The sequence below is a fragment of the Croceivirga sp. ABH4_376 genome (genome assembly GCF_056160685.1).
In genome coordinates, this window is sequence record NZ_JBSWXQ010000002.1 from 265,397 (window position 1) to 292,036 (window position 26,640).

Sequence of the window (26,640 nt, forward strand, 5' to 3'; positions counted from 1 at the left end):
GTGTAAGCCCTATAAAGTGTGGTATGTTTATAAAATACTGTTATAAGATTTATTCTACCACAGCAGCAGCAACCATAGATAAAAATGCATTGGCATCATATTCAGGTCTTTCACCCAAACCAGTTCGTACAATTACTAAATCCTTGGACGGTATAATGTAAACATGTTGCCCTTGGTAACCGTTCATTGAATACAAATCCTTAGGAACGTCTGGATAGTCTCCTTGGCTGTTTAGCCAAAATTGTCCACCATAAGTACCATTAGAATTAGCCGTTGGTCTTGTTATGTATTTTATCCAACTTTTATCAAAAAGTTCTTCTCCATTCCAAACACCGTTATCTAAATACAATTGCCCAACACGTGCCCAATCCCTAGTACTGGCCCAGCCATAAGAGGACCCCACAAAATTGCCAGCCATATCTGTTTCAATTAAAAAACTGTGTGCACCAATCTTATCTAAGAATTCGGAATAAGGAAAGTTCAAATAATCTTGGTAATCTCTAAATTGTTGCCGAAGAATTCCAGAGAGTAGGTTGGTAGTACCAGAAGAATAGTTCCAGATTTCGCCCGGTTTAGCAATTGCTTTTTTATTTTTTTGCGCAATTGTCATATCACTATCTAGAAACAGCATTTGGGTAACGTCAGATATCTTGGTATAATCTTCTTCCCATTCCAAGCCACTTTGCATACGTAATAAATGGTTTAACGTTATATTTTTACGGTTGTCATTTTTCCATTCCACAATAGGTGCCGGCCAATCCAAATTAATCTTTCCTTGGTGCTCTAGAATACCAAAACAGGTGGCAAGTAAACTTTTGGTCATAGACCAGCCTAAAACAGGGGTTTCAGCATTAAAACCATCGGCATAACGTTCTGCGATCAAATGTCCTTTATATAAAACTAAAGCCGTTCTTGTCTTTTGAATTTCTGGATTAGAAAAGACCTGCGCCATGGCCTTACTCAGTTTGTCGTAATCTATTTCCTTAAACGTACTATCCTTTGGCGGCAAATGGCCATAAGGATAAGCAATAGAATCAAATTGCTGACTTCTATTTGGTTTTAGATTTGTTTTTGAAATTTTATAATCATCTGGTACAAGTGCTCCCCCGAGGCCGGGCCTATATATGGCCTTACGATTTTGTAAGCCATAAACATTTGCAGTAGCTTCTTTTTTAGAATTATTGTAGGTTACATCTGCTAATTTTATCAATGGTGCGTCTAAATCAACTTTTTTAACCCTATCTGGTACATGATTGGCAATCAGAACACTAGAGACCATATATTTAGCGGCGTAGCCAGAAATCATAGTTAGTTTTTTATGGTTCAAGTAAAAGAGGATACCTATTAACACTAATAGTAAAAGGGCAATTCGTTTAAACCATTTCATAATCTTCAATTTTAATGTACTTTAAATATACCATTAATAAGTAAGGTAGTAGATAGCTTTTACTATAGGTCAAATATTTGTTTTTTGGTACTGGTTTTAGAATAGTTTATTTTAGAATTATGCATAGAATTTTAGTTATACTGTTTGGATATTTACTTATAGGTTGTGCAACGGGCGCAAAGATTATTGATAAGCCAATAGATTTTGACGAAGACCGAATTGCCATGACACAATCTTATTTAATGGAACATTATAACTTGGCGCAGGACCATATTACCATTGACCCCAAAATGATTGTTGTGCATTGGACCGCTATACCTACTCTAGAAGAATCTTTTAATGCATTTAAAGACAATACTTTACCTAGTTCTAGAAAAGATATAACCAGTGCTGGAAATTTAAATGTTTCCAGTCAATTTTTAATAGACCAAGATGGCACTATCTACCGGTTAATGCCAGAAACTTTTATGGCTAGGCATGTAATTGGCTTAAACCATTGCGCCGTTGGTATTGAAAATGTAGGCGGTACGGAAAGCACACCGTTGACCAAGAAACAATTAAAAGCGAATATTGATTTAATAACCTATTTAAAAAACAAATACCCCATAGAATACCTAATAGGACATTACGAGTATACTTATTTTGAAGATCACCCGCTTTGGTTAGAAGTAGACCAAAGTTACCGCACCATTAAAACAGACCCGGGAAAAGATTTTATGACTAAATTACGCAGGGCTACAAAAGCCTTTAAATTTAAACCCATACCTAATGATTAAACTAAAGAGTAATTTCTTTTACGCTTTCTTAATTTGTTTGTCGTGTCAGTCTAATTTAATTGCCCAAGACTTTACTGAGAGTTTGTACGGCACTTATAATGATTACAAGGAAGAAACACTTGATAAAAGAAGAATAAAGCACCATCAACTACAACCGTTGATTAATAAATTAAAAACTGACCCTAGGTACACTGTAAAAAAGGTTGGAGAATCTATAGAGGGTAGGGATTTACGTTTAATAAGTATAGGAGAAGGTCCAATAAATGTTTTTCTCTGGAGTCAAATGCATGGTGATGAGCCAACAGCAACCCAAGCCATTTTTGATATTTTTAATTTTTTGAATGGCAAAGCTTTTAAAGCCGAAAAAAAAGCAATTCTTAGTAAACTAACTTTGCATTTTCTACCGATGCTTAACCCAGACGGTGCAGAAGTATTTACCAGAAGAAATGCGCTAGGTATTGATATTAACAGAGATGCCTTAAGGCTACAGTCTCCAGAAGGCCAGGTTTTAAAAAGAATTCGCGATAGCATAAATGCAGATTTTGGATTTAATTTACATGATCAGAGCCGGTATTATAATGCGGAACGTACCAATAAACCAGCAACCATCTCTTATTTGGCTACTGCCTACAATTATGAAAAAGATATTAATGATGTACGTGCAAATGCCATGAAGGTTATTGTTTACATGAATAATATAATTCAAAAATATGCTCCAGGCCAGGTAGGTAGATATGGCGATGATTTTGAACCCCGTGCATTTGGAGACAATATAGCGAAATGGGGTACAAGTCTAATTTTAATTGAATCTGGCGGTTACAAAAATGACAGGGAAAAGCAAGAGATACGCAAACTAAATTATGTATCTATTTTGGCAGCTTTGCATACTATTGCCAATGAAAGTTATAAGGACATTGCAATAGAGGCATATGAGGAAATACCTAGGAATGATCGTAAGATGTTAGACTTAAAAATAGAAAATGCCACCTATATTTTAAATGATAAAGAGTATACTTTAGATTTAGGTATTTACAGAAATGAAATAGATGACGCTTATCATTCTAAATTCCACTATAGAAGTAGTATTGTAGACCAAGGAGATTTATCTACTTTTTACGGTTACGAAACTTTTGACGCTACAGGATATACAATAGTTCCTCCAAAAATAGCGGTAAGTACCGTACAACCAACAGGTAAAGAATTTTTTGTCCTTAATGCTGTAGACCTTTTGAAAACGGGCAACGCTTATGTAAGAACCACTAGTTTTCCAAAAGAATTAAGTTTCTCTAACTCGCCAATTAACTTGGTTTCCAAAAATTATAAGCTACCAGATTTTAGGTTACAACCTGGGGTAAACCCTACCTTCTTTTTGGCTAAAGAAGAAAAAATTACGCACGCAGTAGTAAACGGATTTCTAATTGACCTAAGTAAACCTCTAGAAGCACAAAATACAGGAAACGGTATACTAATTAAATAGTATTTAAATGCTTTACACTAATAATAAGAGGGCAAAATAGCCCTCTTTTTTATTGAATAGGTGTTACTTCAAATTTTCTAAATTCAACCGGACCATGGTCTCCTTGAATCATGAATGCTCCTGGCTCTCCCTCTTTACTATCTAGGGCACCACCAGTAATACCAGGAATAGTTTGGTCTGTTATAATTGCTTTACCGTTGGCTATAATAGTTACTCGGTTTCCTATTAAGGTAATTTCATATCGTTGCCATTCATTCGCTTTTTTGGCTGCATTTTCATTGGGCTCCAAAAATCCGTAAACGCCACCAAAATAAATATCACTTGGTTTAAGCCCGTAGTTATCCGCAATTTGTACCTCATATCGGCCACGCAAATAAATTCCACTATTACTTTCTTTTGGATACTTAAATTCAATTACAGCTTTAAAATCATCAAACTTTTGGTCGCTTATAAGATTTGCACCGCTTTTAGGGCTTTTAAGAATTCCGTTTTCTACTATCCATTGGTTTTGGTCACGGTCTGCATGCCAGCCGTCTAAATTTTCACCATTGAATAGTTTTATTGTACCACCCATTCTAGGGGTAGTGTTGTAGGCTAAAGTGGGCGCCGCAACACCGGTAAAGTTTATTTTATCACCATTGGTATATGTCATTATACCAGATAATTCACCGTTATTTAAATTACCCTTAAAATGCATATCTTGTCCTTTAGGCTCCCACTGCCTAGGGATAGTAAATTCAAAATGATTACCATCTAATTTAACTTCAGAAATAGGCCTTGCGCTACCAAAGGCAAAAACGAATCGTCCAACAAAGGTTTCGTGTCCAGAATGTCTAATTTCTAACCAAGAAGGTTGTGTTTTTCCGTCAAAATTCATTTCTAAGTCCCATCTGCCTTCTAATGGGTTTTCTTGCGAAGATGTAATTTGGGTGAATAGTATTACTAGAAGTAAAGTGAATATTTTTTTGGTCATGGTCTAACTATTTTAACCCGAAAGATAACCAAAATAAAAAAGGAAGGTATTACCCTTCCTTTTTCTACTTATTTGTGAGATGTGTTCGTATTCTAGCTCTCAGAATCTAAAAGGGCAAAGAATTTATCCAAATCTGGAATAATAACTATGCGTGTTCTTCTGTTTTTAGCCATGCTATCTTTATCCGTGTTCTCTACCAATGGTTGGTATTCACTTCTACCGGCAGCTATTAACTGGGTTGGATCTACGTTATATTTCTCTTGTAAGGTACGTACAACAGAAGTAGCACGTTTTACACTTAAATCCCAGTTATCTTCTACCACAGCAGTGTTAATAGATCTAGAATCCGTATGGCCCTCTACCATTACTTCCATGCTTGGTTCAGAATTTATAACTTCTGCAAGTTTACCCAATACAGTGTTAGCTTTATCGTTTATGCGGTAACTACCCGTTCTAAACAAAAGGTTGTCAGAAATGTTGATCATAACAACAGTTTTATCAACAAAAACGTCTATATCATCATTTTCATCAGAAATAGAATTCTTAAGATTATAAGAAATGGCCAAGTTTACAGAATCTTCCATTGTTTTGGCTTGTGCTAGTTTGGCAGGATCAACCTTAGCCAAAGTAGCTTCCATTTTAGCCTTGTTGCTATTGCTCATTACCGTGTTCCCTTTAATTTGAAACTGGCTATCGTTTACCTCTTTTAAAGAGTTGATTTTGGCATTATATTCTGCTACACGAGCTTCTATTTTGGAAAGTTTAGAGGCTAATTCCTCTTTCTCTACCTGCGTCTTGGTTAGTTGGCTTTGGGTCTGTGCTAAATTTTCTTCTAAGGCTACATACTTCTTTTTAGAAACACAGCCTGTTAGCACTACAGAAGCCACAAGACCGGTAAACAATACTTTTTTCATTTTGAAAATTTTAAGTGTTCATTAATCGTTTTCAAAAGTATATACGCAGTAGAAACCGTTTTGGATCATATAAAAAAAGCCCGTCTACAAATAGACGGGCTTTTAATGCTCTCTTATAGCAGGTTATCGTTAAAAAAATTATTCGCATCCACCGGTAAATCCATTGGCGCTAAATTCTGTTTGTACGGCTCCTTGCAAAGAACCATCTATAACGCGAATTACTAAATTACTAGTACCACTACCATCTCTCTTTGGCGTACAATACTCAAACAAATAAAAGCTATTTGCTTGTTCTGATACTCTGGCTGATATTTGATTAAACGTGGCTTCTAGTTCAGATGCATTAGCGGCAACAACACTAGCTGTCTTGCCAATACTTTGCAACACTTGCGTATCTATTTCCGCGCCAAGACCAATACTAAAAAACGAAATGTTTGGATTGGCATCTTCTACTTTTTTAATGGCGTCTGCTTCTTTATACCTAGAGGCTTGATCGGTACCATCTGTGAATAAAACCACAGAGGCCGCACCAATTACACTACTACTGGTATTTTGCTTTAAAACGTTTTCTGCAATGTTGGTAGATTTTATAACCGCTCCATACAAATCTGTTGATGGGTCGTTGCTAATATCTGCCGTTATACCTTCAATGGCAGTAGTTAATTCTGTTGCAGAAGACGTAAGTTCATTTAAAAGATGTAGTTCATCTTCTCCATCAAACCAATAAATTGCCATTTTAAAGGAATCTGTTGGTGTAGCCGGCATCACATTGTTCACGAAAGTAGTAGAGGCAGATTTTAGTTCTTCTAAACTACCTTGTAGCACAGAATTACTTAAATCTAAAACCAATATGGTGTTGTTGCTAAATATTTGGGTGTTTGGAGAAATGCGCGCAAAAGATTCACTAGAAGAAATGGTATTGAAACAATCGTCGTTTCTGCCTTGTTCGTAAATTGTAAACTTATTGGCCGTTAAACCAGAAACGGGGTTGCCGTCTGTATCACTAACTTTAAATAATATGGAAACTTTTCCTGGAAGGGTGGTGTATTTTTCCTGTATGTTCAATATTAAATCATTCTCGCCAAAGTTCAAGCAGTCGTCAACTTCTTCTCCTTTTCCTAATTCATTCTGGTTTAAGTTGAAATTCACATCGTCATCTGCATTACCACAAGCTACTACAAGTGCTAGCATAAATAGGCAAGAAAGTTGCCTAAAGAAGTTTTTCATTTTTTTCATTTTTCGGTTCAGATACTACAACGCAATAATCGTGCAGAAATTTTTCAACCCAATCATATTACACCGCTAAATAAAAGTTAAATTAAACTGTTGATAGGTTAAAAATGTATTTGCCTCAATAGAATTTGATAACTTACTTTTGAAAAATAAAAAGGTTATGCCAACGTATCAGATAAACGTAAACGGAAAGAAAGAGTCCGTAGAGGTAGCTTCAGACACCCCAGTTTTGTGGGTACTTAGGGACCATTTAAATTTAGTAGGCACCAAGTTTGGTTGCGGAATTGGTCAATGTGGGGCTTGTACCATACATGTAGATGGTATTGCTATGCGCAGTTGTAGTTTAACCTTAGACATGATAGCGGATAAAACCATACGTACTATTGAAGGATTATCTGAATATGGTGAACACCCCGTACAGCAAGCGTGGAAAGAGGCCGATGTACCCCAATGTGGGTATTGCCAAGCCGGACAAATTATGACGGCCACTGCCTTTTTAGAACAGAACCCTGAACCTTCATCAGAAGATATTAAAAATGCCATGCATGGTAATATTTGCCGTTGCGGTACCTATAATAGAATTTATAAAGCGGTAGAAACAGCCGCTAAGAACATGAACTAATCAGAAAATACTCATAAAATGGCAACATCTAATTCACAAAATTTTAGCCGAAGAGCCTTTATGCGTACTTCTGGTTTAGCAGGTGGTGGACTATTAATCGGATTTAATCTTTTCCAGGCATGTAAAGAGAAATCTAACTTTGTTCCACCCGCAGACATGTCCAAGCTTAACTATCAAGACTTTAATGCTTACATAAAAATAGCGGAAGATGGTACGGTAACCATTTTTGCCCCAAATCCAGAGATTGGACAAGGTGTAAAAACTGCAATGCCCATGCTTATTGCAGAAGAGCTAGATGTAAAATGGAACAAGGTTTATGTACAACAAGCCAAATTAGACACTGTTAATTACCAGCGACAAGTAGCTGGTGGTAGTCAATCTTTACGTCATGGGTGGGAACCACTAAGAAGAACGGGGGCTACCGCTAAACAAATGTTGGTAAATGCGGCGGCTGCACAATGGAATATAGATTCCGCTAACTGCACGGCCAAAGAAGGCGTTATTACCAATACCAAGACAAATGAAACACTAGGTTATGGAGATGTGGTTAATGCTGCGGCACAACTTCCAATACCAGAGAAGATTACTTTAAAAAAGCCTAAAGACTTTACCATAATTGGTAAAGATACTCCCAACGTAGATATAGACCAGATAATTACTGGAAAGCCATTGTTTGGGGTAGATTACAAACCAGAAGGCACCTTATTTGCCGCAGTAGCCAGGCCACCTGCTTTTGGTATGGCACTTGAGGATTATGATGCCACATCCGTAAAAAATATGGACGGAGTAGTTGATGTATTTACCATAGGTGAAAAAGCACGTAAACTAATAAAGGCTCAACCTAATATTGCAGAAATACTTTCAACATCAGACAAGGTGGTTATTCTTGCCAAGAGCACATGGCAGGCGTTTAAGGCAAAAAAAGCCTTGGAAACCAAATGGAAGGAGGTAACCGCTTTGGAAGATACCAAAAAGCATGACGATGCCATGTTGGCCTTGTTAGATGGCAAAGTGTTTACAACCATGCGCGAAGACGGAAATGTAGAAAAGGCCTTTGAAGAAGCGGACCAAATAATAGAGCGTACATATGAAGCTCCTTTTTTGCCACACAATTGCATGGAACCTATGAATTTTTATGCAAATGTTACCGATGAGCGGGTACATTTGGTTGGCCCAATACAAACTCCCGCATGGAAAGCGGGTGCTGTTGCAACAATGCTAGACCGCAAACCAGAAGAAATTGAGTTAGAACTGACACGAATGGGCGGTGGCTTTGGTAGAAGGTTATACGGTGATTTTGTTTTAGAAACTGCGGAAATAGCGGACAGAGTAAGAAAACCAGTGAAGGTGGTGTATTCTAGGGAAGATGATATGAACGATGGTATTTACCGGATGGCCACCAAGTATAGAATAAAGGCAGGAATAAAAGATGGTAAAATAACCGCTTACCATTTAAAAGAAGCGGCCATTAATTCTAATATGTATGGATTAATACCCAACTTTTTCCCAGCTGGAGCCATTGAAAATTATAAAGTAGATGTAGCTAGCCATAAAAGTAATATTACCACAGGGGCTTGGCGGGCACCCTATACAAACTTTTTAGCTTACGCTGAACAAAGCTTTTTTGATGAACTGGCAGAGAACATGAACGTAGACCGCGTACAGTTGCGCTTAGATTTACTTAAAAAGGTAAACCCCGAAGCAGATGAACGTATCCAGTATTCGCCCGAACGAATGATTAAGGTAATTGAAACAGCCGTGGAGAAATCTGGTTGGGGTACAAATGAAAACGTTTATCAAGGATTCGTAAATTATTATTGCCACAATACACATGTGGCCGAAGTTGCGGATGTTGTTGTAGAAGATGGCGTTCCTGTAATTAAAAAAATTACTTGTGTGGTAGATTGTGGTATAGTAGTAAACCCACTGGGAGCATTAAACCAGATAGAAGGTGGAATTGTAGATGGAGTAGGGCATGCCCTTTTTGGCGATTTTAATTTTGAGGCTGGTAAACCTAGCGCTTCAAATTTTGATAAGTATCGTTTAATTAGAATGAAAGAAGCTCCCGTTGTAGAAACGCATTTAATTCAAAATGAAATAGCACCAACAGGTTTAGGAGAACCTACCTTACCACCAGCTGGCGGTGCCATAGCCAATGCATTAAAAGCGGCAACCGGTAATCGTTTTTACCAGCAACCTTTTACTAAATTTCCAGAATTGTTTCAACCAAAAGAAAAAGAAATAATAGGATAATTAATTTATGACCATATTACTATTTGGGGTAACCAAAGATATTATTGGCACCCCAACCTTATCTATACCTACAGCTAATTTTACAGGTAACAAAACCTTAAAAACCGTGGGTGATTTAAGAAAATTTTTGACCAATGGCTATCCAGAGTTGGCCAAGCTAACTTCTTTGGCTATTGCTGTGAATAACAATTATGCAAATGATACAGAACCCATTAACTCGTACGACGAAATTGCATTAATACCACCGGTTAGCGGGGGATAATTGTGTATGGAAAAATATCTAAAAGAAACAGCCTATTTAAATTATAGCGCTAAAGAAATTCAAGATTTAATAGCACCTTTTAAAAATAAAAATCTTTCTAAGGTTGAAATTGCAAAGAAGGTATATCTGTTGGTCAGGGACGGGTACCGGTATGATCCGTACACGATTAGCACAGATAAGAATCATTACATTGCCAGTAATTTGGCGGTCAAAGCTAAAGGACATTGCATTGATAAAGCCATACTATTAATAGCTGCGCTAAGGGGATTGGGAATACCCGCTAGGTTAAGATTAGCTAAGGTAACCAATCATATAGCCGTAGAACGCCTAACGGAACGTTTTGGTACCAACGTGCTTACACCCCATGGTATGGCAGAAGTTTATTTAAAAGACAAGTGGGTCAAGGCAACACCTGCTTTTAACAAAGAACTATGTACCTTGTGTAAAGTGGCTCCCTTGGAATTTGATGGAGAAACCGACTCTATGTTCCAAGAATACAATCAAGAAGGTGCCGCGTTTATGGAATATTTAGAGGACTACGGAACGTTTGATGATGTTCCACTAGATTTTATGTTAGAAAACATTAGAGAACACTATCCTACTGTATTTACTGTTGACACCAATAAAACCACATTTAAGTTTTAAATTAGTTTTATGTTGATAGACAATCACAATAGGGTAATCAATTACTTAAGACTGGCGGTAACAGACCGCTGTAACCTTAGGTGTAATTATTGTATGCCAAGTGAGGGAATCAACTTTGTTAAAAAGAACGAATTACTTTCCATAGCAGAATTAAAACGGGTGGCTCAAATTTCTGTTGAGCAAGGCATTGATAAGATTAGAATAACCGGTGGCGAACCTTTTGTACGTAAAGATTTAATGGTATTGTTAAGGTATTTAAGCAATCTTGACGGATTAAAGGATATAAGCATTACCACAAACGCCACGTTAATTGGCCCTTATATACAAGAATTAAAAGAATTGGGTATTACCAACATCAACGTAAGTTTAGATGCCATAGAAAAAGCTACTTTTGAGCGTATTACTAGAAGAAAGCAATTTGAAACGGTCTATGGTAACTTGGTAAAATTAATTAACGAGGGCTTTAATGTTCGGGTTAACTTTATAGTATTGGAAAACCAAAACGAAGGAGACATTTTATCTATTTTGGATTGGTTTAAAAATTATCCGGTAAGTATTCGATTTTTAGAAGAAATGCCTTTTAACGGAGGTACAAAAGGATTTTCTAGCATCAAATGGAACTATAAAGCTATTTTGGAACACATAAGAACCGTATACCCAAAATTTAAGAAGTTAAATGCCCCAGCCACCGCTACCGCTATAAATTATCAAATAGAAGGGCATATTGCTACCTTTGGTATAATCCCATCTTTTAGCAGAACTTTTTGTGGCAGTTGTAATAGATTAAGAATTACCGCAACAGGAGATATAATTACCTGTTTATACGGAAAACCCAAGGCCAACTTAAGAACCTTTTTGCGTAACACGTCCAATAATTCAGAAATAGGAAATATTTTAAAGCAAGTAGTAGGTAATAGAGCTAAAACAGGATTTGAAGCGCAAGAAGAAAATAGTGCGGTATTTGATAGTTCCATGACTTCAATTGGGGGTTAACTTAATGCAGATGAAAAAATTATATGGTTTAGTATTAACGGGCGGTAAAAGTAGCCGAATGGGTACGGATAAAGCATCCTTAAATTACCATAGGGAGCCCCAAAGTAAATACCTCTATAAACTATTAGAACAGGTATGCGATAGCACATTTTATAGTATACGAGATAACCAGCAAATAGTAGACTATCCCAAGGATAAGTGCATCTTAGATTTAAACGAGTACCGTGGACCCCTTAATGGTATTTTAAGTGCTCACAAAGCACATCCAGATGCTGGTTGGTTGGTTTTGGCTTGTGATTTACCGTTAATGGACCTTAAGAACTTAAAATTGCTTAAAGCGGAACGTGATACAGAAAGAAATGCAACGGCCATGGCTACTCAAAAAACAAAGCTTCCAGAGCCCCTAGTCTCAATATGGGAACCTAAAGGTTTAAAGGAAGCCATATCTTATATGCAAGCGGCTCAAAGTTCTTGTCCAAGAAAATTTTTAATCAATTCAGACACTAAGTTGGTATATCCTATTAATGATAGGGTAGTCTACAATGCTAATACACTGGCTGAATATGAGCATGCCAAATCTATAATTGCCAATGAATCACACTAGGTACTTAAGACAAACATCCCTATCCAGTTTTGGTGCCATTAACCAAAATAAACTACAGCAAGCAAAGGTACTGGTGGTTGGTTTGGGAGGATTAGGTATACCTGTAGTTCAATACTTAAATGCAATGGGTGTTGGCACTATTGGCATTGTAGAAAATGATGTTATAGCATTACATAACCTTCAGAGACAGGTGTTATATGCAGAAAATGAAGTTGGATTGTCTAAATTGGTGGTAGGTCTTAAGAAGTTACAAGCGCAAAACACGAACACCAATTTCATCCCTTTTAATACTTATTTAGATGCAACAAATGCTTTAGAAATAATTGCAGAATTTGATGTTGTTGTAGACGCTACGGATAATTTTGGAACTAGATATCTAATTAATGATGCCTGTGTTTTATTAAATAAACCATTTGTTTACGGCGCATTGCATGGTTTTGAAGGGCAAATAAGTGTTTTTAATTTTAAAGACGGCCCCACCTATAGATGTCTGTTTCCTAATCCACCAGAACAGGATAGTATTCCTGATTGTAATGTTAATGGTGTTTTAGGAGTGCTACCTGCCATTATTGGTTCTTTACAAGCCTTAGAAACTATAAAAGTTATAACAGCTATTGGTAAGCCTTTAGTTGGAAAACTGTTGTTGTATGATGGTCTTACCCAACAAACAAGACACATTCAATTTAAAAAACAAGAGAACACCGCAAAAATTAGTCAACTTAAAGCTTCTTACAAAACACCCGGTTGCGTTAATGAAGTTAATAGCATTTCTATAAAGGAATTTTTAAAGTTGAAAACAGCATATGATTTATGGGATGTTCGTGAGCCGAGTGAATTTAACGACTTTCACTTGCCAAACGCAATTAATGTACCCTTGGATGAGTTACAATATCGTTTAAACGAATTGTCGACGATTAATTACACGTATTTGGTATGCCAATCTGGTAAAAGAAGTGCTACAGCATATCAAAAAATAAAAGCTTATAAGCCAAACGCCCAGGTTATTAATATTATTGGAGGTATAAACCACTATTTAGCTCATAATGGAAATAGTTGATTTTGCGCTATTGGTTGTATTCTTTTTTGTTATTGCACTTTTATATTCTAGTGTAGGTTTTGGAGGTGGTAGTAGTTACTTGTCCATATTAACCCTAGTGTTAGTTAATTTTTACACGATAAGAAGTACGGCTTTAATTTGTAATTTAACAGTAGTAACCGGTAGTTGTATTTTGTACTTTAAAAGCGGACACCTTTCTCTTAAGAAATTTCTACCCTTTATAATAACCAGTATTCCCTTGGCTTTTATTGGCGCAATATTTAAACTTACACAGAATGTGTTTTTTATCATCTTAGGTTTTTCTCTAATTATATCCGCATTGGCCTTAGCATTCCAAACACTTAATTCTAATTTTAAAGAAGAGCCTAAGCAATACGCTCCTTGGGTAAGTTATGTGCTTGGAGGTGCTATAGGTTTTTTATCTGGCTTGGTAGGCATTGGTGGCGGTATTTTTTTGGCACCTATCTTAAATCATTTAAAATGGGATAGGCCCATTGTAATTTCCGCATTGGCCAGTTTTTTCATTTGGGTAAATTCCATTTCCGGTATAGGAGGCTTATTGGTATCAAATACTTTGTCTTTATACTGGCCACATATTATTGGTCTTCTCATAGCCGTATTTTTGGGAGGCCAGTTGGGTGTTAGAATAAGTCTGGGTAAATTGTCCGCTAAAGCAATACGTTTAATCACATCCATATTGGTATTTTTAGTAGGAATACGTGTAGTGTGTATTAATGGACTGCAATTAAATTTTTAATTATGATTCCTTTTGAAGAAGCAAAAGCAATTGTTTTGGATAATACTGCCAATCTAGGCACAACAAAGGTAGGTCTAGAAGTTGCCGTTGGGCAGTATTTGGCAGAAACCATACATACGGATAGGGATTTTCCGCCATTTAACCGGGTTACCAAAGATGGTATTGCTATAGCTTTTGAAGCATACGAGAATGGACAACGGGAATTTAAATTAAATGGAATAGCCGCCGCAGGCACCCCAGAATTAGAATTAAATGATAAGCAGCAAGCCGTAGAAGTGATGACAGGCGCCATGTTACCTTTGGGTACGGACACGGTAATCATGTACGAACAACTACAAATTCAAGATGGAATAGCAAAAATTGAAAAACAGGTTAATCAGGGCCAGAATATCCATAAGCAAGGTTCAGATGAGCTTCAGGGCAATGTGGTTTTAGAAAAAGGCCTAAAAATATCGCCTGCAGAAATTGGTGTTTTAGCTTCCGTAGGTAAAAACCAAGTTACGGTCTATAGAAAGCCAAAAGTAGCCATTATTGCTACGGGTAATGAACTGGTAGCGGTAGATACAACGCCTAAACCGCATCAAATAAGAACTAGCAATGCTTATAGTATTGCGGCAGCCCTAGAAGAATTGGGTGTAACCTGGGAACGTTTTCATTTAAGAGACAACCCAGAAGTACTAAAAAAAACATTAGAAGACCTTTCCAAGGATTTTGATGTTTTGATTTTAAGTGGTGGTGTATCAAAAGGAAAATACGACTATATACCGGACATATTAGAAGCAATAGGTACCTCCAAATTGTTTCATCGTGTACAACAAAGGCCAGGCAAACCGTTTTGGTTCGGAAATAACAAAAGACAGAATACCACAGTATTTGCTTTTCCTGGTAATCCGGCATCTACTTTTGCAAATTTTCATCTCTATTTTGTTCCTTGGTTATATAAAAGTTTGCATCAAGAAGTTGAATTACATAAAATACAACTGGTAGATGCTTTTAAAAATGACCTTCCACTTACCCGTTTTATTAGAACCCATGCTAGCCTAACCAGAAATGGACTAGAAGCAAGGTTAATTTTAGGTAACGGTTCTGGGGACTTAACCAGTTTGTGCAAAGCAAACGGATTTGTGGAATTAGCCCCAGATTGTATGCACAAAATAGGAGATTGGGTGCCCTTTGTACCTACAAAAAGAATCGTTTAAATGACACACGAATTCAAAAAAATAATAGCTACTTACAAAGAACAGCAGGCCTTGGGCGTTAACTGTGTACTTGCAAGTGTGGTAGGCTTAGAAGGCTCTTCTTATCGAAGGCCCGGGGTGCGTATGTTATTAGCCGCTAATGGTAAAATGGTTGGTGCTGTTAGTGGTGGATGCGTAGAAAAGGAAATTGCAGTACAAGCGGTTAGTGTTTTTAAAACCGGAACGCCTAAGGTAATAACCTATGATGGTCGTTACCGTTTAGGTTGCGAAGGCATATTGCAGATTTTAATAGAGCCGTTTGCTCCTAAAGAAGAAGGGGTATCCAAGATTGAAGCTGTCTTACGTTCTAGGAAATATTTAGAAATAAATAGTTACTTTTTACCAGAATATAAGGAGAATAATGCATTTGGTTCCACCGTTGTATTGGCAGAAGAACATATTCCTATAGGCAATACCCTTGTAGACCCAAAAGACTTAGACTGTTTTAAAGAAAAACTACCACCCTGTTTTAGATTGCTTATAATTGGTGGGGAGCACGATGCCGTAAAACTATGTGAATTTGCCACGTTAACCGGTTGGGAGGTTACAGTTGTGGTAGACCCGCGAGAGGCAAAACAACTTTCTGATTTTCCTGGAGCAGTTGAACTTATAGAAACAGAAGCTACAGCTTTAAATGTAAACATAGATAAGCAAACGGCGGTAGTATTAATGACCCATAGTTTTTCTAAGGATTTAAGTTATCTGTTAAAACTTAATGGTTGTTTCCCAGCTTATTTTGGGTTATTAGGTCCTGCAAAGAGAAGGGAAAGTCTCTTTGCTGAATTATGGGAACAACAACCGGATATTTCGGAAGATTTTCTTTCTCAAATTAAAGGACCCGTAGGATTGGATTTGGGAGCAGAAACCCCAGAGGAAATATGTTTGTCCATTCTATCTGAAATTTTAACGGTTATACGAAAGAAAGATGCTCAGCCCTTATTGTTGAAAAAAGACAGAATACACGTATAATGGGTAAATTACATTTTTCAGGAATAGTAATCTTGGCTGCGGGCGAAGCGAGCCGTATGGGAGCGCCTAAGCAATTACTGCCTTGGAAAAATAGCACGTTATTAGAAAAAGCCTGTGACAAAGCCAAAAGCATTTCAGATACGGTTGTTGTAGTATTAGGTGCACATGCCGATGTTATCCTAAAAAAGATAAGTTTTTCTGTTCCTTATGTTATCAATGATAAATGGATGCAGGGTATGGGTACGAGCATTAGCATAGGGGTAGACTATTTGCAACAAAATCAAGAATTACAAAACATTTTAATTCTTTTGGCCGATCAACCTTTAATTGAAAAAAACTACTTAGAGCGTTTAATTTTAAAATGCAGCGTAAATAAAATCTGTGCAACGGAGTATGTTAATGCTGTAGGAGTACCAGCAGTTTTTGATAAAAAATACTTTAAAGATTTGACAAATTTATCAGGTAAAGTAGGAGCTAAAAAACTGATGAAAATTAACGACAAAAATGTACTAAAAATGACTGCTCAAAGTGAGCAATTTATAGACATAGACGATAGGGAAACCTACGAAAAGCTATACGTTAAACATGGAAGCCTTAATTAGCTACCCAAGTCTTTAACCTCTTTACTTTTATTATTATCCAGCTCTTGAAAAATACCACAAGAAATTTGCCTTCTAACCAAAGAACTCTTTTTGGTTTTTGACTTTGCTTTTATCTGATCGTTCAAAAATTTCATAATACCATAACGTTCAGTATTCCGGTTGATTGTTCTGAATTAAAAATTTACGTTCTGATTAAGCATTACCCGTTGTTCCATTAGTTCTAAAATGGAAATCCAATTCATCTTCAAAAGTAATTTAGCAGTTGGTATATTTTCTTCTAACACGGCATTTTGTATACTAGCCCATTGTTGTACAAAAGAATCGGAAAGCAATTGATTTTTTAAATAAATGCCTTCATAAAAGGCAATTCTGGTATGTAAATTTAAAACTAAGCGATGCAAAACTTTATTTTTACCCAATAGCATCAATTGCTTATTTACTTGTAGTCGGTTTTTAATAGAAATAGATTCGGGTTTTACCTTAAAATTTTCTAATACATTTTCTTTTATGGCATCTAATGCCAAAACCTCCAATTCGGATACTGTTTGGTATAAATCATGTAATATTTTAAGATTTAAATTGGGAACTATAAATCCTCTATTGGGGGCAGAGACAACTATTTCACTTTGCTCTAATTGACTCAAAGCTTCACGAACAGGAGTAACACTCAACTCTAGTTCACGTGCTACCTTGGCTAAATTTATGGTTTGCTCTAATTGAACATTGCCTTCTTCAATTTCTAGTAATAGATGTTCTCTAACACGGTCTCGTAACATAGTTTAAATCGTATACGATTTAAAGTTACACAAAATTAGTCCCCCCTTAAAAAACTATTTTAACCGGAACAAAAAGAATAACTTTGATATTTGTTTAAATCAGATGAAAAAAGATTCCAACCCGCAAACACTATTTATACTATTGGCATTTTTTGCCATCTATGTAATTTGGGGTTCTACATACTTATTAAATAAAATAGCAGTTACGGAGTTACCACCTTTCATGTTAGCTTCCTTTCGCTTTGTAACCGCCGGAATCCTTATTTTTCTATTAGCCAAATTAATGGGCAAACCAATTGGTATATCCTTGAAACAATTTAAAAACACGGTCATAGCTGGGTTTCTGTTTTTAAGTTTTGGTAATGGGGTAGTGGTGTGGGCCTTACGTTTTATAGATAGTGGTTTTGCTGCGCTGGTAATTTCCATACAGCCGTTAATAGTGCTCTTGCTAATGCGCATTTTACAAGGAAAAAAGATATTACCCATGAGTCTTATAGGCGTAGGCCTTGGTATGATCGGTATTTACTTATTGGTAGGACAAGATGAGTTACTACAAAATGAAAACAGCGTTCTTGGGTTAATCATGATATTTGCCTGTTTAATTAGTTGGGCCTACGGCAGTCTTTTTGTTGGAAAGGCAGATTTACCTAAAAATTATTTTGTAAATACGGGTTACCAAATGCTTACCGGTGGTATCCTATTGGCATTAATGAGTCTAATTTTTCAGGAAGAGTGGAGTTCACCAGTCAATTGGACCGGTAAAACCCAAATTGTTATGATTCTTTTGGTCCTTTTTGGTAGTATTATCGCCTTCACGGCTTTTAACTACCTTTTAAAAACCGTTTCACCTGAAAAAGTAGCTACCTCTACTTACATAAACCCTATAGTTGCCTTATTCTTAGGCTGGTTCTTTTTAGATGAAATTATTACTACGCAATCCATAATAGCTGCTGTGGTTTTACTTACAGGAGTGTATTTTATCAACACAAAAAAGAAGTTGGTTATTTTTTCTAGATTCAGACGTAAACAAGGTGAAATTTAGGCACGTTTTTTGTACTTAAAAAGCATGGTTTTTATATGAAATATCCATTTCATTAAGAATGCTTAAATTTCTATATTTCAAATTATTAGACATGAAAAAAATAGTCTGCCTTTTGTGTTTTGCAACTATAGCTTTGGTTGCTTGTAAAACGGTGAGTGATGCTAATGGTACAACGTTCAATCCTAAGTTAAAAGAATGTTTGGAAAATGCCGATTTCAAATTTGAGGCACAAGAAATACAGCCTTTAACTACTACTGCATTAACCGCTGTTACCAACAGTGGGTTAATTCCACCTGGTAGTAGCCCCTCCAGAATTGTTATTAACGGCGGTAGTAACTTTTTAAAAGTGAAGAATGATTCTTTAACGGTAGACCTGCCCTATTATGGGGAGCGTCAATTTGGGGGAGCGTACAATGCTGAAACTGCCGGTATAAAAGTTACGCAAGAATTGGGTACTATTAATTTAGAATATGTTCCTAAAAAGAACACCTATATTTTTAGTTTTAAGGCAAATGGGGTAGATGGCGAAGGTTTTGATTTTAGGGGTACCGTATTTGCCAATGGTAAAGCTAGTTTACAAGTATATAGTGCTTATAGAAACACAATAGCTTATAGTGGCAAAATAAGTACTTTGGAAAAATAAAAAACCGCTTGCTTTTACACAAACGGTTTTTGTAACTAAGATGCAATGGTTTAAATACGGGCAAGTTCTTCTGGAGCAAATATCCTTGATTTTACAACAAAGCGTAACCCCAATGGTATTTCTAAAGAAAAACTAGAGCCCCTTCCGGTTACCACATCAATGGTTAGCTGGGTATGTTTCCAATATTCAAATTGATCTTTACTCATATAAAACGCACAGCCATGAATTGTTCCTAACAGAACGTCAGTTTCATTTAACATAAGTTCACCCTTAGGAAAACACATTGGCGAAGAACCGTCGCAGCATCCACCACTTTGGTGAAACATAAGTTCCCCATGCTTATCCCGCAATTGGTCCACCACATGTTTTGCGGCATCGGTTATTAATACACGTTCTACCATTTTAGAAAAAGCCTAAAGCGTTCTTATCATGGCTAACAAGCATGTTTTTAGTTTGCCTATAATGGTCTAGCATCATTTTATGGTTTTCCCTGCCAATGCCAGACTTTTTATAACCGCCAAAAGGTGCGTGTGCCGGATACAAATGGTAACAATTTACCCAAACCCTACCAGCTTGCACGGCCCTAGAAATTTGGTATGCTTGGTGCGTATCTCTTGTCCAAACGCCCGCCCCTAAACCGTAAAGGGTGTCGTTGGCAATTTCAATAGCTTCTGCTTCGTCTTTAAACGTGGTTACACAAGCTACCGGTCCAAATATTTCTTCTTGAAATACGCGCATTTTATTGTTTCCTTTTAATAAAGTAGGTTGTATATAGTATCCGCCTTCTAGACCTTCGTTATAGGCGGCTGCCCCACCAGCTAAAACCTCACAACCTTCATCTTTGCCAATATCCAGATAATTTAAGATTTTCTCATATTGATCATTACTGGCTTGCGCTCCCATCATAGTAGTTGGGTCCAACGGATGGCCCAGCTTTATGGCATTTACACGCTCAACTACACGTTCTATAAATTGGTCGTAAATACTTTCTTGGATTAAAATCCTAGATGGACAGGTGCAGACTTCACCTTGGTTTAAAGCAAACATAGCGGCACCCTCTAAGCATTTGTCAAAAAAGGCATCATCTGCGTCCATAATACTCTCAAAGAAAATGTTGGGCGATTTACCGCCCAATTCCAGGGTTACCGGTATTATATTTTTAGAAGCATATTGCATAATTAATTGGCCAGTAGTGGTTTCGCCCGTGAAAGCAATTTTATTAATTCGCGTACTAGAGGCCAATGGTTTACCGGCTTCTACACCAAAACCGTTTACTACATTGAGTACTCCGTCTGGTAAAACACCTTCTATTAATTCCATTAATAACAGAATACCAACTGGGGTTTGTTCTGCAGGTTTTATAACCACACAGTTACCAGCAGCTAAGGCAGGAGCCAATTTCCAAGCGGCCATTAAAATTGGGAAATTCCAAGGAATAATCTGCCCAACAACCCCTAAAGGCTCTTTTACGTTCATACAAATAGTGGTACTATCCAGTTCGCTTAAGGAACCTTCTTCAGCTCTAATTACCCCTGCAAAATACCTAAAGTGGTCTACGGCCAAAGGTATATCCGCAGCCATAGTTTCTCTAATGGCTTTTCCATTGTCCCATGTTTCTGCTCTTGCCAAAGCTTCTAGGTTTTCTTCCATTATAGCTGCAATCTTAAGTAGTTTGTTGCTACGTTCTGTTGCAGAAGAGTTGTTCCAAGCTGGCGCAGCTGCCCACGCGGCATCTAGGGCCAGATTAATATCTTCTTCGGTAGATCTTGCAATTTTGGTGAAACTATTACCATCTACAGGAGAAATGTTATCAAAATACTGTCCTTTAACAGGAGGTATCCATTTGCCACCTATATAGTTATCATATTGATTTTTAAACTGTGGCTTTCTAAGCACATCTTGTTCGGTAGTTTTTACATTGCTCATAATTATATCTATTTATACAGTTTGTGAATACGGCTAAATGCCTAATAGCCAAATTAGTAGAAATAGAGGCTATCTTTTATGAACATTTCTATCTACTGTTTGCACAATTCTATCAAAATGTGGTAAATTGATAATTATTAACGCTAATTTTAAGAATATTACAGAATTAAAATTAAATAGTTAGCAAATTAATAACGCTATGATGCAGCTACCAAAATCATTTTATGAAGGTCGTAAATTAACCACCCTTGTAGAAAATTATACTTCTTATACTATGGAAGAAGTAGCCATGCATGTTTTTGAGACGCATAAAATAGCACAACAGGTACACTTACAGTTTAACACACCAGTGCTGGCCAGTATGCTACAGGGTAAAAAAATAATGCATCTTAGGGATAAACAATCGTTTGACTTTTTACCAGGGGAATCCCTCATTTTACCCGCTAACGAATTAATGCGGATAGACTTTCCGGAGGCAAAAACAGATAATGCCACGCGCTGTTTGGCCATGGAAATTTCAGAAGAACGTATTACTAGGGTAGTACAGCGTATGAACGAACAAATGCAGCGTACGGATGGTAGGGAGTGGAATTTGATGGATTATAATTTTCATTTCACCAATGATGGTGGTATTTATCAAATACTGCAGCGTTTGGTTTACCTGTTTACAGAGAATCACCCATCTAAAGAGTTATTTGTAACCAATATGGTACAAGAACTGATTATTAGAATTTTACAAGCCAATTCAAGAAAAGCCTATAGCGCTCAAAGTAAATCTTTGGCTAGTACGCATAAGTTAGCATACGTAATTGAATATATAAAAAACAACATCCATAGGCCTATAAGTAATGAAGAACTAGCGGATAAAGCGTATATGAGCACTTCTAATTTTTATAAAGTCTTTAAGAATGAAATGGGATGCTCTCCGGTAGAATTTATAAATCAGCAACGCATAGCCAAAGCCACACAATTGCTACAAAATCCAAATTTTAATCTTACTGAAGTTTTTATGGCCTGCGGATTTACCAATCGTTCTTATTTTAATCGTGTATTTAAAAAGACAAAAAACAGCACGCCAAAAGCCTATAGGGACCGTTTTATAGCACTTTAGTTCTAGAAATCAATACTTTTTGTTCAAATCCTTCATGGTCTCGGTTAGTACCTGTACCTTCGCCCTAAATAGATAAGAAAGCGAAAAATACGTTTATGAGTACAGTAAAACAGAACGACACCGTACAAGTACATTACACAGGTAAATTAACCAATGGTCAGGTATTTGATTCTTCTGAAGGCCGTGATCCTTTAGAAATTCAGTTAGGCCAAGGGATGTTAATTCCTGGATTTGAAGAAGGGTTATTGAATATGGGTGTTAGTGAAAAGAAAACAATTACAATTCCGGTAGATAAGGCATATGGCGAAGTTCAAGACAACTTGTTTCAAACCATTAACCGTAGTGAACTACCAGGCGAAATAGAACCTGAAGTAGGCATGGGTTTGGTGGCTCGTAATCCTGATGGTAGGGAGCAACAATTGCGTATTGCTAAAGTAGAGCCTGAAACGGTTACTTTAGATGCCAACCATCCATTAGCTGGGCAAGATTTGGTGTTTGATCTAGAATTGGTTGCCATTAAATAAGGTAATTAAAACCTATACACTTAACTAAAAAGTCGTTCTAAAACTTAGGGCGACTTTTTTTATTGATTTCTGTTTCGAATATCGATAAACGAGCAGAAATTATCGTCCAAAAAGCAACTTTATCACCATTTAGTCCCTAGTTCAGTTTTATTACTATTTTTAAATAGAGAACACTATTTATTGAAAATGAAAAACGGACTACTAACGCTTTTGTTGGCTGTAGTTGCCGTGGGTACCACAAATGCCCAACAAACGGCTAAATCTACTATGCTACAGCAAAAAAAAGCGTACGAAAACATGCCTGTTGCACATCGTTTTGACGATGGATTAACTTTAAACGCTAAGGAAATTGCTAAAAAGCAGGCGGCACATGAGGATAAAAAACAATTTTTAATCCTTTTTATACAAGGTTTAGATGAGTTAAAAGATAAGGAAAAGGAAAAGCTGATTTCAGATGTAAAGCATAATCCTTTTTCTAATAGGCTTAAAAAATTCACATCATCTTATAAATCGCAATTGGCTAAACCAGAAACACTAAACTGGGTGGGTTTAAACAAATAGTTATGTCTTCTGTTTACACTATTAACCTTTGTGTTTATAGGTAAACTAATGACGTTGGTCTACTTATATGTGCACGCAGCGGCAAATTATTTACTTTTACCGTAAGTAGTACAACATGGAAGAAAAGGCAAGTAATCGTTCTATTTTTTATAGCATTGAAAATGCTATAAAAGAATACCGCAAAATGGCTCAAAAAAGAATTAATGCCGTGGTAAAGGATATTACCATAGACCAAGCCATGTTATTGTTTCAGTTAAGTAAAAAGCCATGTTTTACCAAAAGTGAGATGGCAGACTTTATTTATAAAGACCATGCTTCTATTACTCGTATAATTCGTTTAATGGAAAATGCAGGATATATAACTACTGCTCAAGATAAAGAGGATAAAAGAAAGAGCCATTTGGTCATCACCAAATTTGGCCATGAAGTGCTTCAAAAAATTGCTCCTGTAATAGAAGAAAATAGAAGTATTGGATTAAAAGGACTTACCCAAGAGCAAATAGAACAAACGCAAGATGTACTAGATTTAATTGCCAATAACTCTCAGAACATAAAAAAACCCTAGAATCCACTAACCAATAATTCTAGGGTTATAGTTACTACCACGTAACTGTGCATTTTTTAATCGATGTTGAACAAATTTACTAATTATACCAATTTGTTTGACATGTCAAATAAAAATTTAACGTCTTTTTAATTAGATTTACGCCAAAATGCAGAGATGAACCCAATCTTGGCCCGTAATTGGCGCAGAATATTACCTTTTGGACTCATTTGGTTTGCGCTCGGTTTATTCTTTATGGCCAATGATTACTTTGCCTTAGGAGACAATCCTGTAGCTTCTGGAGCCATTGACCCTAACTTTAGCGTATTGGTTTTTGCCCTATTGGCCATCTTTAGTCTAGGACTGCTTGTAGGTATTTTTGAAACCCTTTATGTAAACAAGTTATTCAGGAACTTCAGTTTTATCCGTACTATATTTTCTAAGTTTTTGTTGTACAGTTTGCTGTTTACTTTAATGGTGGGGTTTTCTTATCCAATTGCCGCAGCTTTAGAACTAGATACGGACTTAAAAAGTCCATTGGTATGGTTTAAGTTTAGACAATTTTGGCAAAGCGATGCCCTATACGGAACAGCCATACAATTACTATTTAGCTTAACCATCTCACTAATTTATGCTGAGATTAGAGATAACCTGGGCGATTCTGTATTACTAAACATTTTTACCGGTAAATACCATAAACCCATACAAGAAGAACGAATTTTTATGTTCGTAGACATGAAAGATAGTACAACCATAGCCGAAAAACTGGGGCATGTTAGCTATTTTACGTTTTTACAACAGTACTATAACGATATGGCAGAACCCATTATTAAACATAGGGGAGAAGTGTATCAATATATTGGAGACGAAATTGTAATTAGTTGGCCAAAAGCAAAGGGTATTGCGTATAATAATGCTATTAATTGCTTCTTTGCCATGCAAAAAACGATGAACAAGCGAGATGCATTTTATATTAATGCGTATAGTGTAGTGCCAAAATTTAAGGCGGGCCTGCATATGGGTATGGTAACTACGGGCGAGTTAGGTGCGTTAAAAAAAGAGATTGTTTTTACTGGCGATGTATTAAATACTACCGCACGCATACAAGATTTATGCAACAACCTAAAAAGTAAATTGTTGGTGTCTGAACATTTACGTATGGCATTAAAGAAAGATGATAAAATAGAGTTTATACCTAAAGGTGCGGTAGAATTAAAAGGAAAACAAGAAACCGTAAACCTTTACGCAGTACATAAAAAAGTTCCAACAAGGTAAAATTTTGGGTTGCGTTTATACTTAAAGCCCAAGCGTTTAAACCATGTAGAATACCTATTATTTAAGCATAATGGAAACAAATAAGTTTGAGCAGATTTCACGGTTTTTTGAAACGGAATATCCGTTAAACCATGAAGGCTTAAAAGAATTATTAGATTTACACATCTCGGTATCTTTTTCTAAAGGTAGTTTATTGCAAACTGCAGATGAGAAGCTTACACACTTGCGGTTTTTAAATAAAGGTATTATCAGGGAATATTACGCTACCGCAGCTAAAGAAACGAACATTAATTTTTATACAAAACCACAATTTATAACGGATTTATCGGCATTTAACACAAACCAACCTACTAAAAAAAACCAAGAGGCACTAACAGATGTGGAGCTACTACAAATAGAAAAAAAAAAATTTACCGCCCTGCTAGAAAAATACGAATGTGGAAAATCATTTATAGACCAGTCTTTTCAACGTTTATTACGGCACAAGGAAATGTTGGAGTACAATAGAATTACCAAAACGCCAGAAGAACTTTACCAAGAGTTACTTATTTACAAGCCTAACTGGCTACAAAACATACCACAATATCATATAGCCTCTTATCTAAACATTACTCCGGAAACGTTGAGCCGTATACGGAAACGCATTTCTTGATTTGAATCAATGCATAGCCCAAATGGCAAAAGCATCTTTGTATCGTCAATTTAAAAATCATGAAAATACATCAGATACGGAATGCCACAATAATGATAGAGGTGCAAAACAATTTCATTTTGGTAGACCCAATGTTGGGTGCAAAAGGTTCTGCAGCACCCCCTTTTACCTTATTCCGATTTAAGCCTCGGCGCAATCCCATTGTAAACTTACCAGAAAACATAGAACAACTTCTATCCAAGACAACACGCTGCATAATCACCCATTTACATCCAGACCACTTGGATAAAGCAGGAGAAACCTTCTTAAAAAAACAGAACATACCGGTAAGTTGTAGTGTTAAAGACGAAAAGGAGTTGCTAAAACGCGGGCTAAATGTTGCTACGGTGGTGGACTATTGGAAAGAAACTTCTTTTATAAATGGTACCATAGAAGGCATACCCGCCAGACATGGTTACGGTTTTGTGGCCAAGCCCATGGGCAATGTTATGGGTTATATGTTACGATTGTCCAATGAGAAATCCGTTTATTTAAGTTCGGATACCATTTACACCAATGCTGTTAAAAAAGTATTGACTACCTATAAACCGGAAGTAAGTGTAGTTGCAGCGGGTTCTGCCCAATTAGATGTTTTTAAACCGCTTTTAATGACCAAGGAAGATGTTTTGCAGTTTTGCGTAGATGCACCAGGCAAAGTCATTGCCAACCATTTAGAGGCGGTAAATCATTGCCCTACTACCAGAACGGAATTGCAACAAGCTTTGGCTCTAAAAGCATTAACAAATACCATAGTACCAGAAGATGGGGCGATTGTTTCTATTTAG

The 26,640-nt window shown here is 36.6% G+C and carries 30 protein-coding genes; 22 read left to right on the top strand and 8 right to left on the bottom strand.

Annotation, left to right across the window (positions count from 1 at the left end):
• Nucleotides 1–49: 49 nt before the first annotated feature.
• A complete protein-coding gene (locus ACXAGS_RS05415) occupies nucleotides 50–1,387 on the bottom strand; it encodes a serine hydrolase domain-containing protein (RefSeq protein WP_474905215.1) in 1,338 nt (445 codons plus the stop codon).
• A gap of 119 nt (nucleotides 1,388–1,506) precedes the next feature.
• Here ACXAGS_RS05415 and ACXAGS_RS05420 point away from each other — a divergent pair, with 119 nt between their 5' ends.
• Nucleotides 1,507–2,163, top strand: coding sequence for a peptidoglycan recognition protein family protein (locus tag ACXAGS_RS05420; RefSeq protein WP_474905217.1), 657 nt, complete (start codon nucleotides 1,507–1,509; stop codon nucleotides 2,161–2,163).
• Nucleotides 2,156–3,640 (top strand): M14 family zinc carboxypeptidase, encoded by a 1,485-nt coding sequence (locus ACXAGS_RS05425; protein ID WP_474905218.1) that lies wholly within the window; start codon nucleotides 2,156–2,158, stop codon nucleotides 3,638–3,640. The genes ACXAGS_RS05420 and ACXAGS_RS05425 overlap by 8 nt, the downstream gene beginning before the upstream one ends.
• Nucleotides 3,641–3,689: 49 nt before the next feature.
• On the opposite strand, the gene ACXAGS_RS05430 is transcribed toward ACXAGS_RS05425, so the two are convergent.
• The 3 genes from ACXAGS_RS05430 to ACXAGS_RS05440 all read right to left on the bottom strand — a co-directional run bounded on the left by ACXAGS_RS05430 (nucleotide 3,690) and on the right by ACXAGS_RS05440 (nucleotide 6,754).
• Nucleotides 3,690–4,613, bottom strand: a complete 924-nt coding sequence (locus tag ACXAGS_RS05430) for a 3-keto-disaccharide hydrolase (protein WP_474905220.1) — start codon at nucleotides 4,611–4,613, stop codon at nucleotides 3,690–3,692.
• 92 nt (nucleotides 4,614–4,705) lie between these two features.
• Nucleotides 4,706–5,527 (bottom strand): OmpA/MotB family protein, encoded by an 822-nt coding sequence (locus tag ACXAGS_RS05435; protein ID WP_474905222.1) that lies wholly within the window; start codon nucleotides 5,525–5,527, stop codon nucleotides 4,706–4,708.
• Between the two features lie 138 nt (nucleotides 5,528–5,665).
• Nucleotides 5,666–6,754, bottom strand: a complete 1,089-nt coding sequence (locus ACXAGS_RS05440) for a vWA domain-containing protein (RefSeq protein ID WP_474905224.1) — start codon at nucleotides 6,752–6,754, stop codon at nucleotides 5,666–5,668.
• Between the two features lie 166 nt (nucleotides 6,755–6,920).
• Between ACXAGS_RS05440 and ACXAGS_RS05445 the strand changes: the two genes are divergently transcribed.
• The 11 genes from ACXAGS_RS05445 to ACXAGS_RS05495 are packed head-to-tail and all read left to right on the top strand — an operon-like array spanning nucleotide 6,921 to nucleotide 16,762.
• The gene (locus ACXAGS_RS05445; RefSeq protein ID WP_474905225.1) at nucleotides 6,921–7,382 is read left to right on the top strand and encodes a (2Fe-2S)-binding protein; all 462 of its coding nucleotides are present in this window, start codon (nucleotides 6,921–6,923) and stop codon (nucleotides 7,380–7,382) included.
• A gap of 18 nt (nucleotides 7,383–7,400) precedes the next feature.
• Nucleotides 7,401–9,635, top strand: coding sequence for a xanthine dehydrogenase family protein molybdopterin-binding subunit (locus tag ACXAGS_RS05450; protein WP_474905227.1), 2,235 nt, complete (start codon nucleotides 7,401–7,403; stop codon nucleotides 9,633–9,635).
• A 7-nt stretch (nucleotides 9,636–9,642) separates the two neighbouring features.
• Complete coding sequence (locus ACXAGS_RS05455) at nucleotides 9,643–9,897, top strand: MoaD/ThiS family protein (protein WP_474905229.1); 255 nt, start codon at nucleotides 9,643–9,645, stop codon at nucleotides 9,895–9,897.
• Between the two features lie 6 nt (nucleotides 9,898–9,903).
• Nucleotides 9,904–10,542, top strand: a complete 639-nt coding sequence (locus ACXAGS_RS05460; RefSeq protein ID WP_474905231.1) for a transglutaminase-like domain-containing protein — start codon at nucleotides 9,904–9,906, stop codon at nucleotides 10,540–10,542.
• Nucleotides 10,543–10,551: 9 nt separating this feature from the next.
• Complete coding sequence (gene moaA / locus ACXAGS_RS05465) at nucleotides 10,552–11,535, top strand: GTP 3',8-cyclase MoaA (protein WP_474905232.1); 984 nt, start codon at nucleotides 10,552–10,554, stop codon at nucleotides 11,533–11,535.
• A gap of 10 nt (nucleotides 11,536–11,545) precedes the next feature.
• Nucleotides 11,546–12,139 carry an NTP transferase domain-containing protein gene (locus ACXAGS_RS05470; RefSeq protein ID WP_474905233.1) on the top strand — a complete coding sequence of 198 codons (594 nt, stop codon included), beginning with the start codon at nucleotides 11,546–11,548 and terminating at the stop codon, nucleotides 12,137–12,139.
• Nucleotides 12,126–13,196 (top strand): ThiF family adenylyltransferase, encoded by a 1,071-nt coding sequence (locus tag ACXAGS_RS05475; RefSeq protein ID WP_474905234.1) that lies wholly within the window; start codon nucleotides 12,126–12,128, stop codon nucleotides 13,194–13,196. Before ACXAGS_RS05470 ends, ACXAGS_RS05475 begins: the two co-directional genes overlap by 14 nt.
• Nucleotides 13,183–13,953 (top strand): sulfite exporter TauE/SafE family protein, encoded by a 771-nt coding sequence (locus tag ACXAGS_RS05480; RefSeq protein ID WP_474905235.1) that lies wholly within the window; start codon nucleotides 13,183–13,185, stop codon nucleotides 13,951–13,953. Before ACXAGS_RS05475 ends, ACXAGS_RS05480 begins: the two co-directional genes overlap by 14 nt.
• A 2-nt stretch (nucleotides 13,954–13,955) precedes the next feature.
• Entirely contained in the window at nucleotides 13,956–15,152 is a 1,197-nt protein-coding gene (locus ACXAGS_RS05485; protein ID WP_474905236.1) for a molybdopterin molybdotransferase MoeA, read from the top strand.
• Nucleotides 15,153–16,160 (top strand): XdhC family protein, encoded by a 1,008-nt coding sequence (locus tag ACXAGS_RS05490; protein WP_474905238.1) that lies wholly within the window; start codon nucleotides 15,153–15,155, stop codon nucleotides 16,158–16,160. It abuts the gene before it with no gap.
• Complete coding sequence (locus ACXAGS_RS05495) at nucleotides 16,160–16,762, top strand: nucleotidyltransferase family protein (protein WP_474905240.1); 603 nt, start codon at nucleotides 16,160–16,162, stop codon at nucleotides 16,760–16,762. The genes ACXAGS_RS05490 and ACXAGS_RS05495 overlap by 1 nt, the downstream gene beginning before the upstream one ends.
• On the opposite strand, the gene ACXAGS_RS05500 is transcribed toward ACXAGS_RS05495, so the two are convergent.
• Entirely contained in the window at nucleotides 16,759–16,896 is a 138-nt protein-coding gene (locus ACXAGS_RS05500) for a hypothetical protein (protein WP_474905242.1), read from the bottom strand. The two genes, ACXAGS_RS05495 and ACXAGS_RS05500, sit on opposite strands and share 4 nt — an antisense overlap.
• 39 nt (nucleotides 16,897–16,935) lie before the next feature.
• Nucleotides 16,936–17,538: a GntR family transcriptional regulator gene (locus tag ACXAGS_RS05505; RefSeq protein ID WP_474905244.1), complete on the bottom strand. Its 603-nt coding sequence runs from the start codon at nucleotides 17,536–17,538 to the stop codon at nucleotides 16,936–16,938.
• A gap of 103 nt (nucleotides 17,539–17,641) precedes the next feature.
• Here ACXAGS_RS05505 and ACXAGS_RS05510 point away from each other — a divergent pair, with 103 nt between their 5' ends.
• Together ACXAGS_RS05510 and ACXAGS_RS05515 are read left to right on the top strand one after the other, a co-directional pair.
• Nucleotides 17,642–18,580, top strand: a complete 939-nt coding sequence (locus tag ACXAGS_RS05510; RefSeq protein WP_474905245.1) for an EamA family transporter — start codon at nucleotides 17,642–17,644, stop codon at nucleotides 18,578–18,580.
• A gap of 91 nt (nucleotides 18,581–18,671) precedes the next feature.
• Nucleotides 18,672–19,223 carry a DUF4251 domain-containing protein gene (locus ACXAGS_RS05515; RefSeq protein WP_474905247.1) on the top strand — a complete coding sequence of 184 codons (552 nt, stop codon included), beginning with the start codon at nucleotides 18,672–18,674 and terminating at the stop codon, nucleotides 19,221–19,223.
• A gap of 50 nt (nucleotides 19,224–19,273) precedes the next feature.
• Here the strand turns inward: ACXAGS_RS05515 and ACXAGS_RS05520 are convergent, their stop codons facing one another.
• Both ACXAGS_RS05520 and ACXAGS_RS05525 read right to left on the bottom strand, forming a co-directional pair.
• Nucleotides 19,274–19,624, bottom strand: a complete 351-nt coding sequence (locus tag ACXAGS_RS05520; protein ID WP_474905248.1) for a DUF779 domain-containing protein — start codon at nucleotides 19,622–19,624, stop codon at nucleotides 19,274–19,276.
• 1 nt (nucleotide 19,625) lies between these two features.
• Nucleotides 19,626–21,149 (bottom strand): aldehyde dehydrogenase family protein, encoded by a 1,524-nt coding sequence (locus tag ACXAGS_RS05525; protein WP_474905250.1) that lies wholly within the window; start codon nucleotides 21,147–21,149, stop codon nucleotides 19,626–19,628.
• 199 nt (nucleotides 21,150–21,348) lie between these two features.
• On the opposite strand from ACXAGS_RS05525, the gene ACXAGS_RS05530 reads away from it, so the two are divergent.
• The 7 genes from ACXAGS_RS05530 to ACXAGS_RS05560 all read left to right on the top strand — a co-directional run bounded on the left by ACXAGS_RS05530 (nucleotide 21,349) and on the right by ACXAGS_RS05560 (nucleotide 26,640).
• Nucleotides 21,349–22,260 (top strand): AraC family transcriptional regulator, encoded by a 912-nt coding sequence (locus ACXAGS_RS05530; protein ID WP_474905252.1) that lies wholly within the window; start codon nucleotides 21,349–21,351, stop codon nucleotides 22,258–22,260.
• 95 nt (nucleotides 22,261–22,355) lie between these two features.
• Nucleotides 22,356–22,784, top strand: a complete 429-nt coding sequence (locus ACXAGS_RS05535) for an FKBP-type peptidyl-prolyl cis-trans isomerase (RefSeq protein ID WP_474905253.1) — start codon at nucleotides 22,356–22,358, stop codon at nucleotides 22,782–22,784.
• A 186-nt stretch (nucleotides 22,785–22,970) separates the two neighbouring features.
• The gene (locus ACXAGS_RS05540) at nucleotides 22,971–23,345 is read left to right on the top strand and encodes a hypothetical protein (RefSeq protein WP_474905254.1); all 375 of its coding nucleotides are present in this window, start codon (nucleotides 22,971–22,973) and stop codon (nucleotides 23,343–23,345) included.
• Between the two features lie 115 nt (nucleotides 23,346–23,460).
• Nucleotides 23,461–23,910: a MarR family winged helix-turn-helix transcriptional regulator gene (locus ACXAGS_RS05545; protein WP_474905255.1), complete on the top strand. Its 450-nt coding sequence runs from the start codon at nucleotides 23,461–23,463 to the stop codon at nucleotides 23,908–23,910.
• Between the two features lie 156 nt (nucleotides 23,911–24,066).
• On the top strand, nucleotides 24,067–25,164 hold the full coding sequence (locus tag ACXAGS_RS05550) for an adenylate/guanylate cyclase domain-containing protein (RefSeq protein ID WP_474905257.1): 1,098 nt from the start codon (nucleotides 24,067–24,069) through the stop codon (nucleotides 25,162–25,164).
• Nucleotides 25,165–25,234: 70 nt separating this feature from the next.
• Complete coding sequence (locus tag ACXAGS_RS05555; protein WP_474905259.1) at nucleotides 25,235–25,816, top strand: Crp/Fnr family transcriptional regulator; 582 nt, start codon at nucleotides 25,235–25,237, stop codon at nucleotides 25,814–25,816.
• A 59-nt stretch (nucleotides 25,817–25,875) separates the two neighbouring features.
• Nucleotides 25,876–26,640 (top strand): MBL fold metallo-hydrolase, encoded by a 765-nt coding sequence (locus ACXAGS_RS05560; protein ID WP_474905261.1) that lies wholly within the window; start codon nucleotides 25,876–25,878, stop codon nucleotides 26,638–26,640.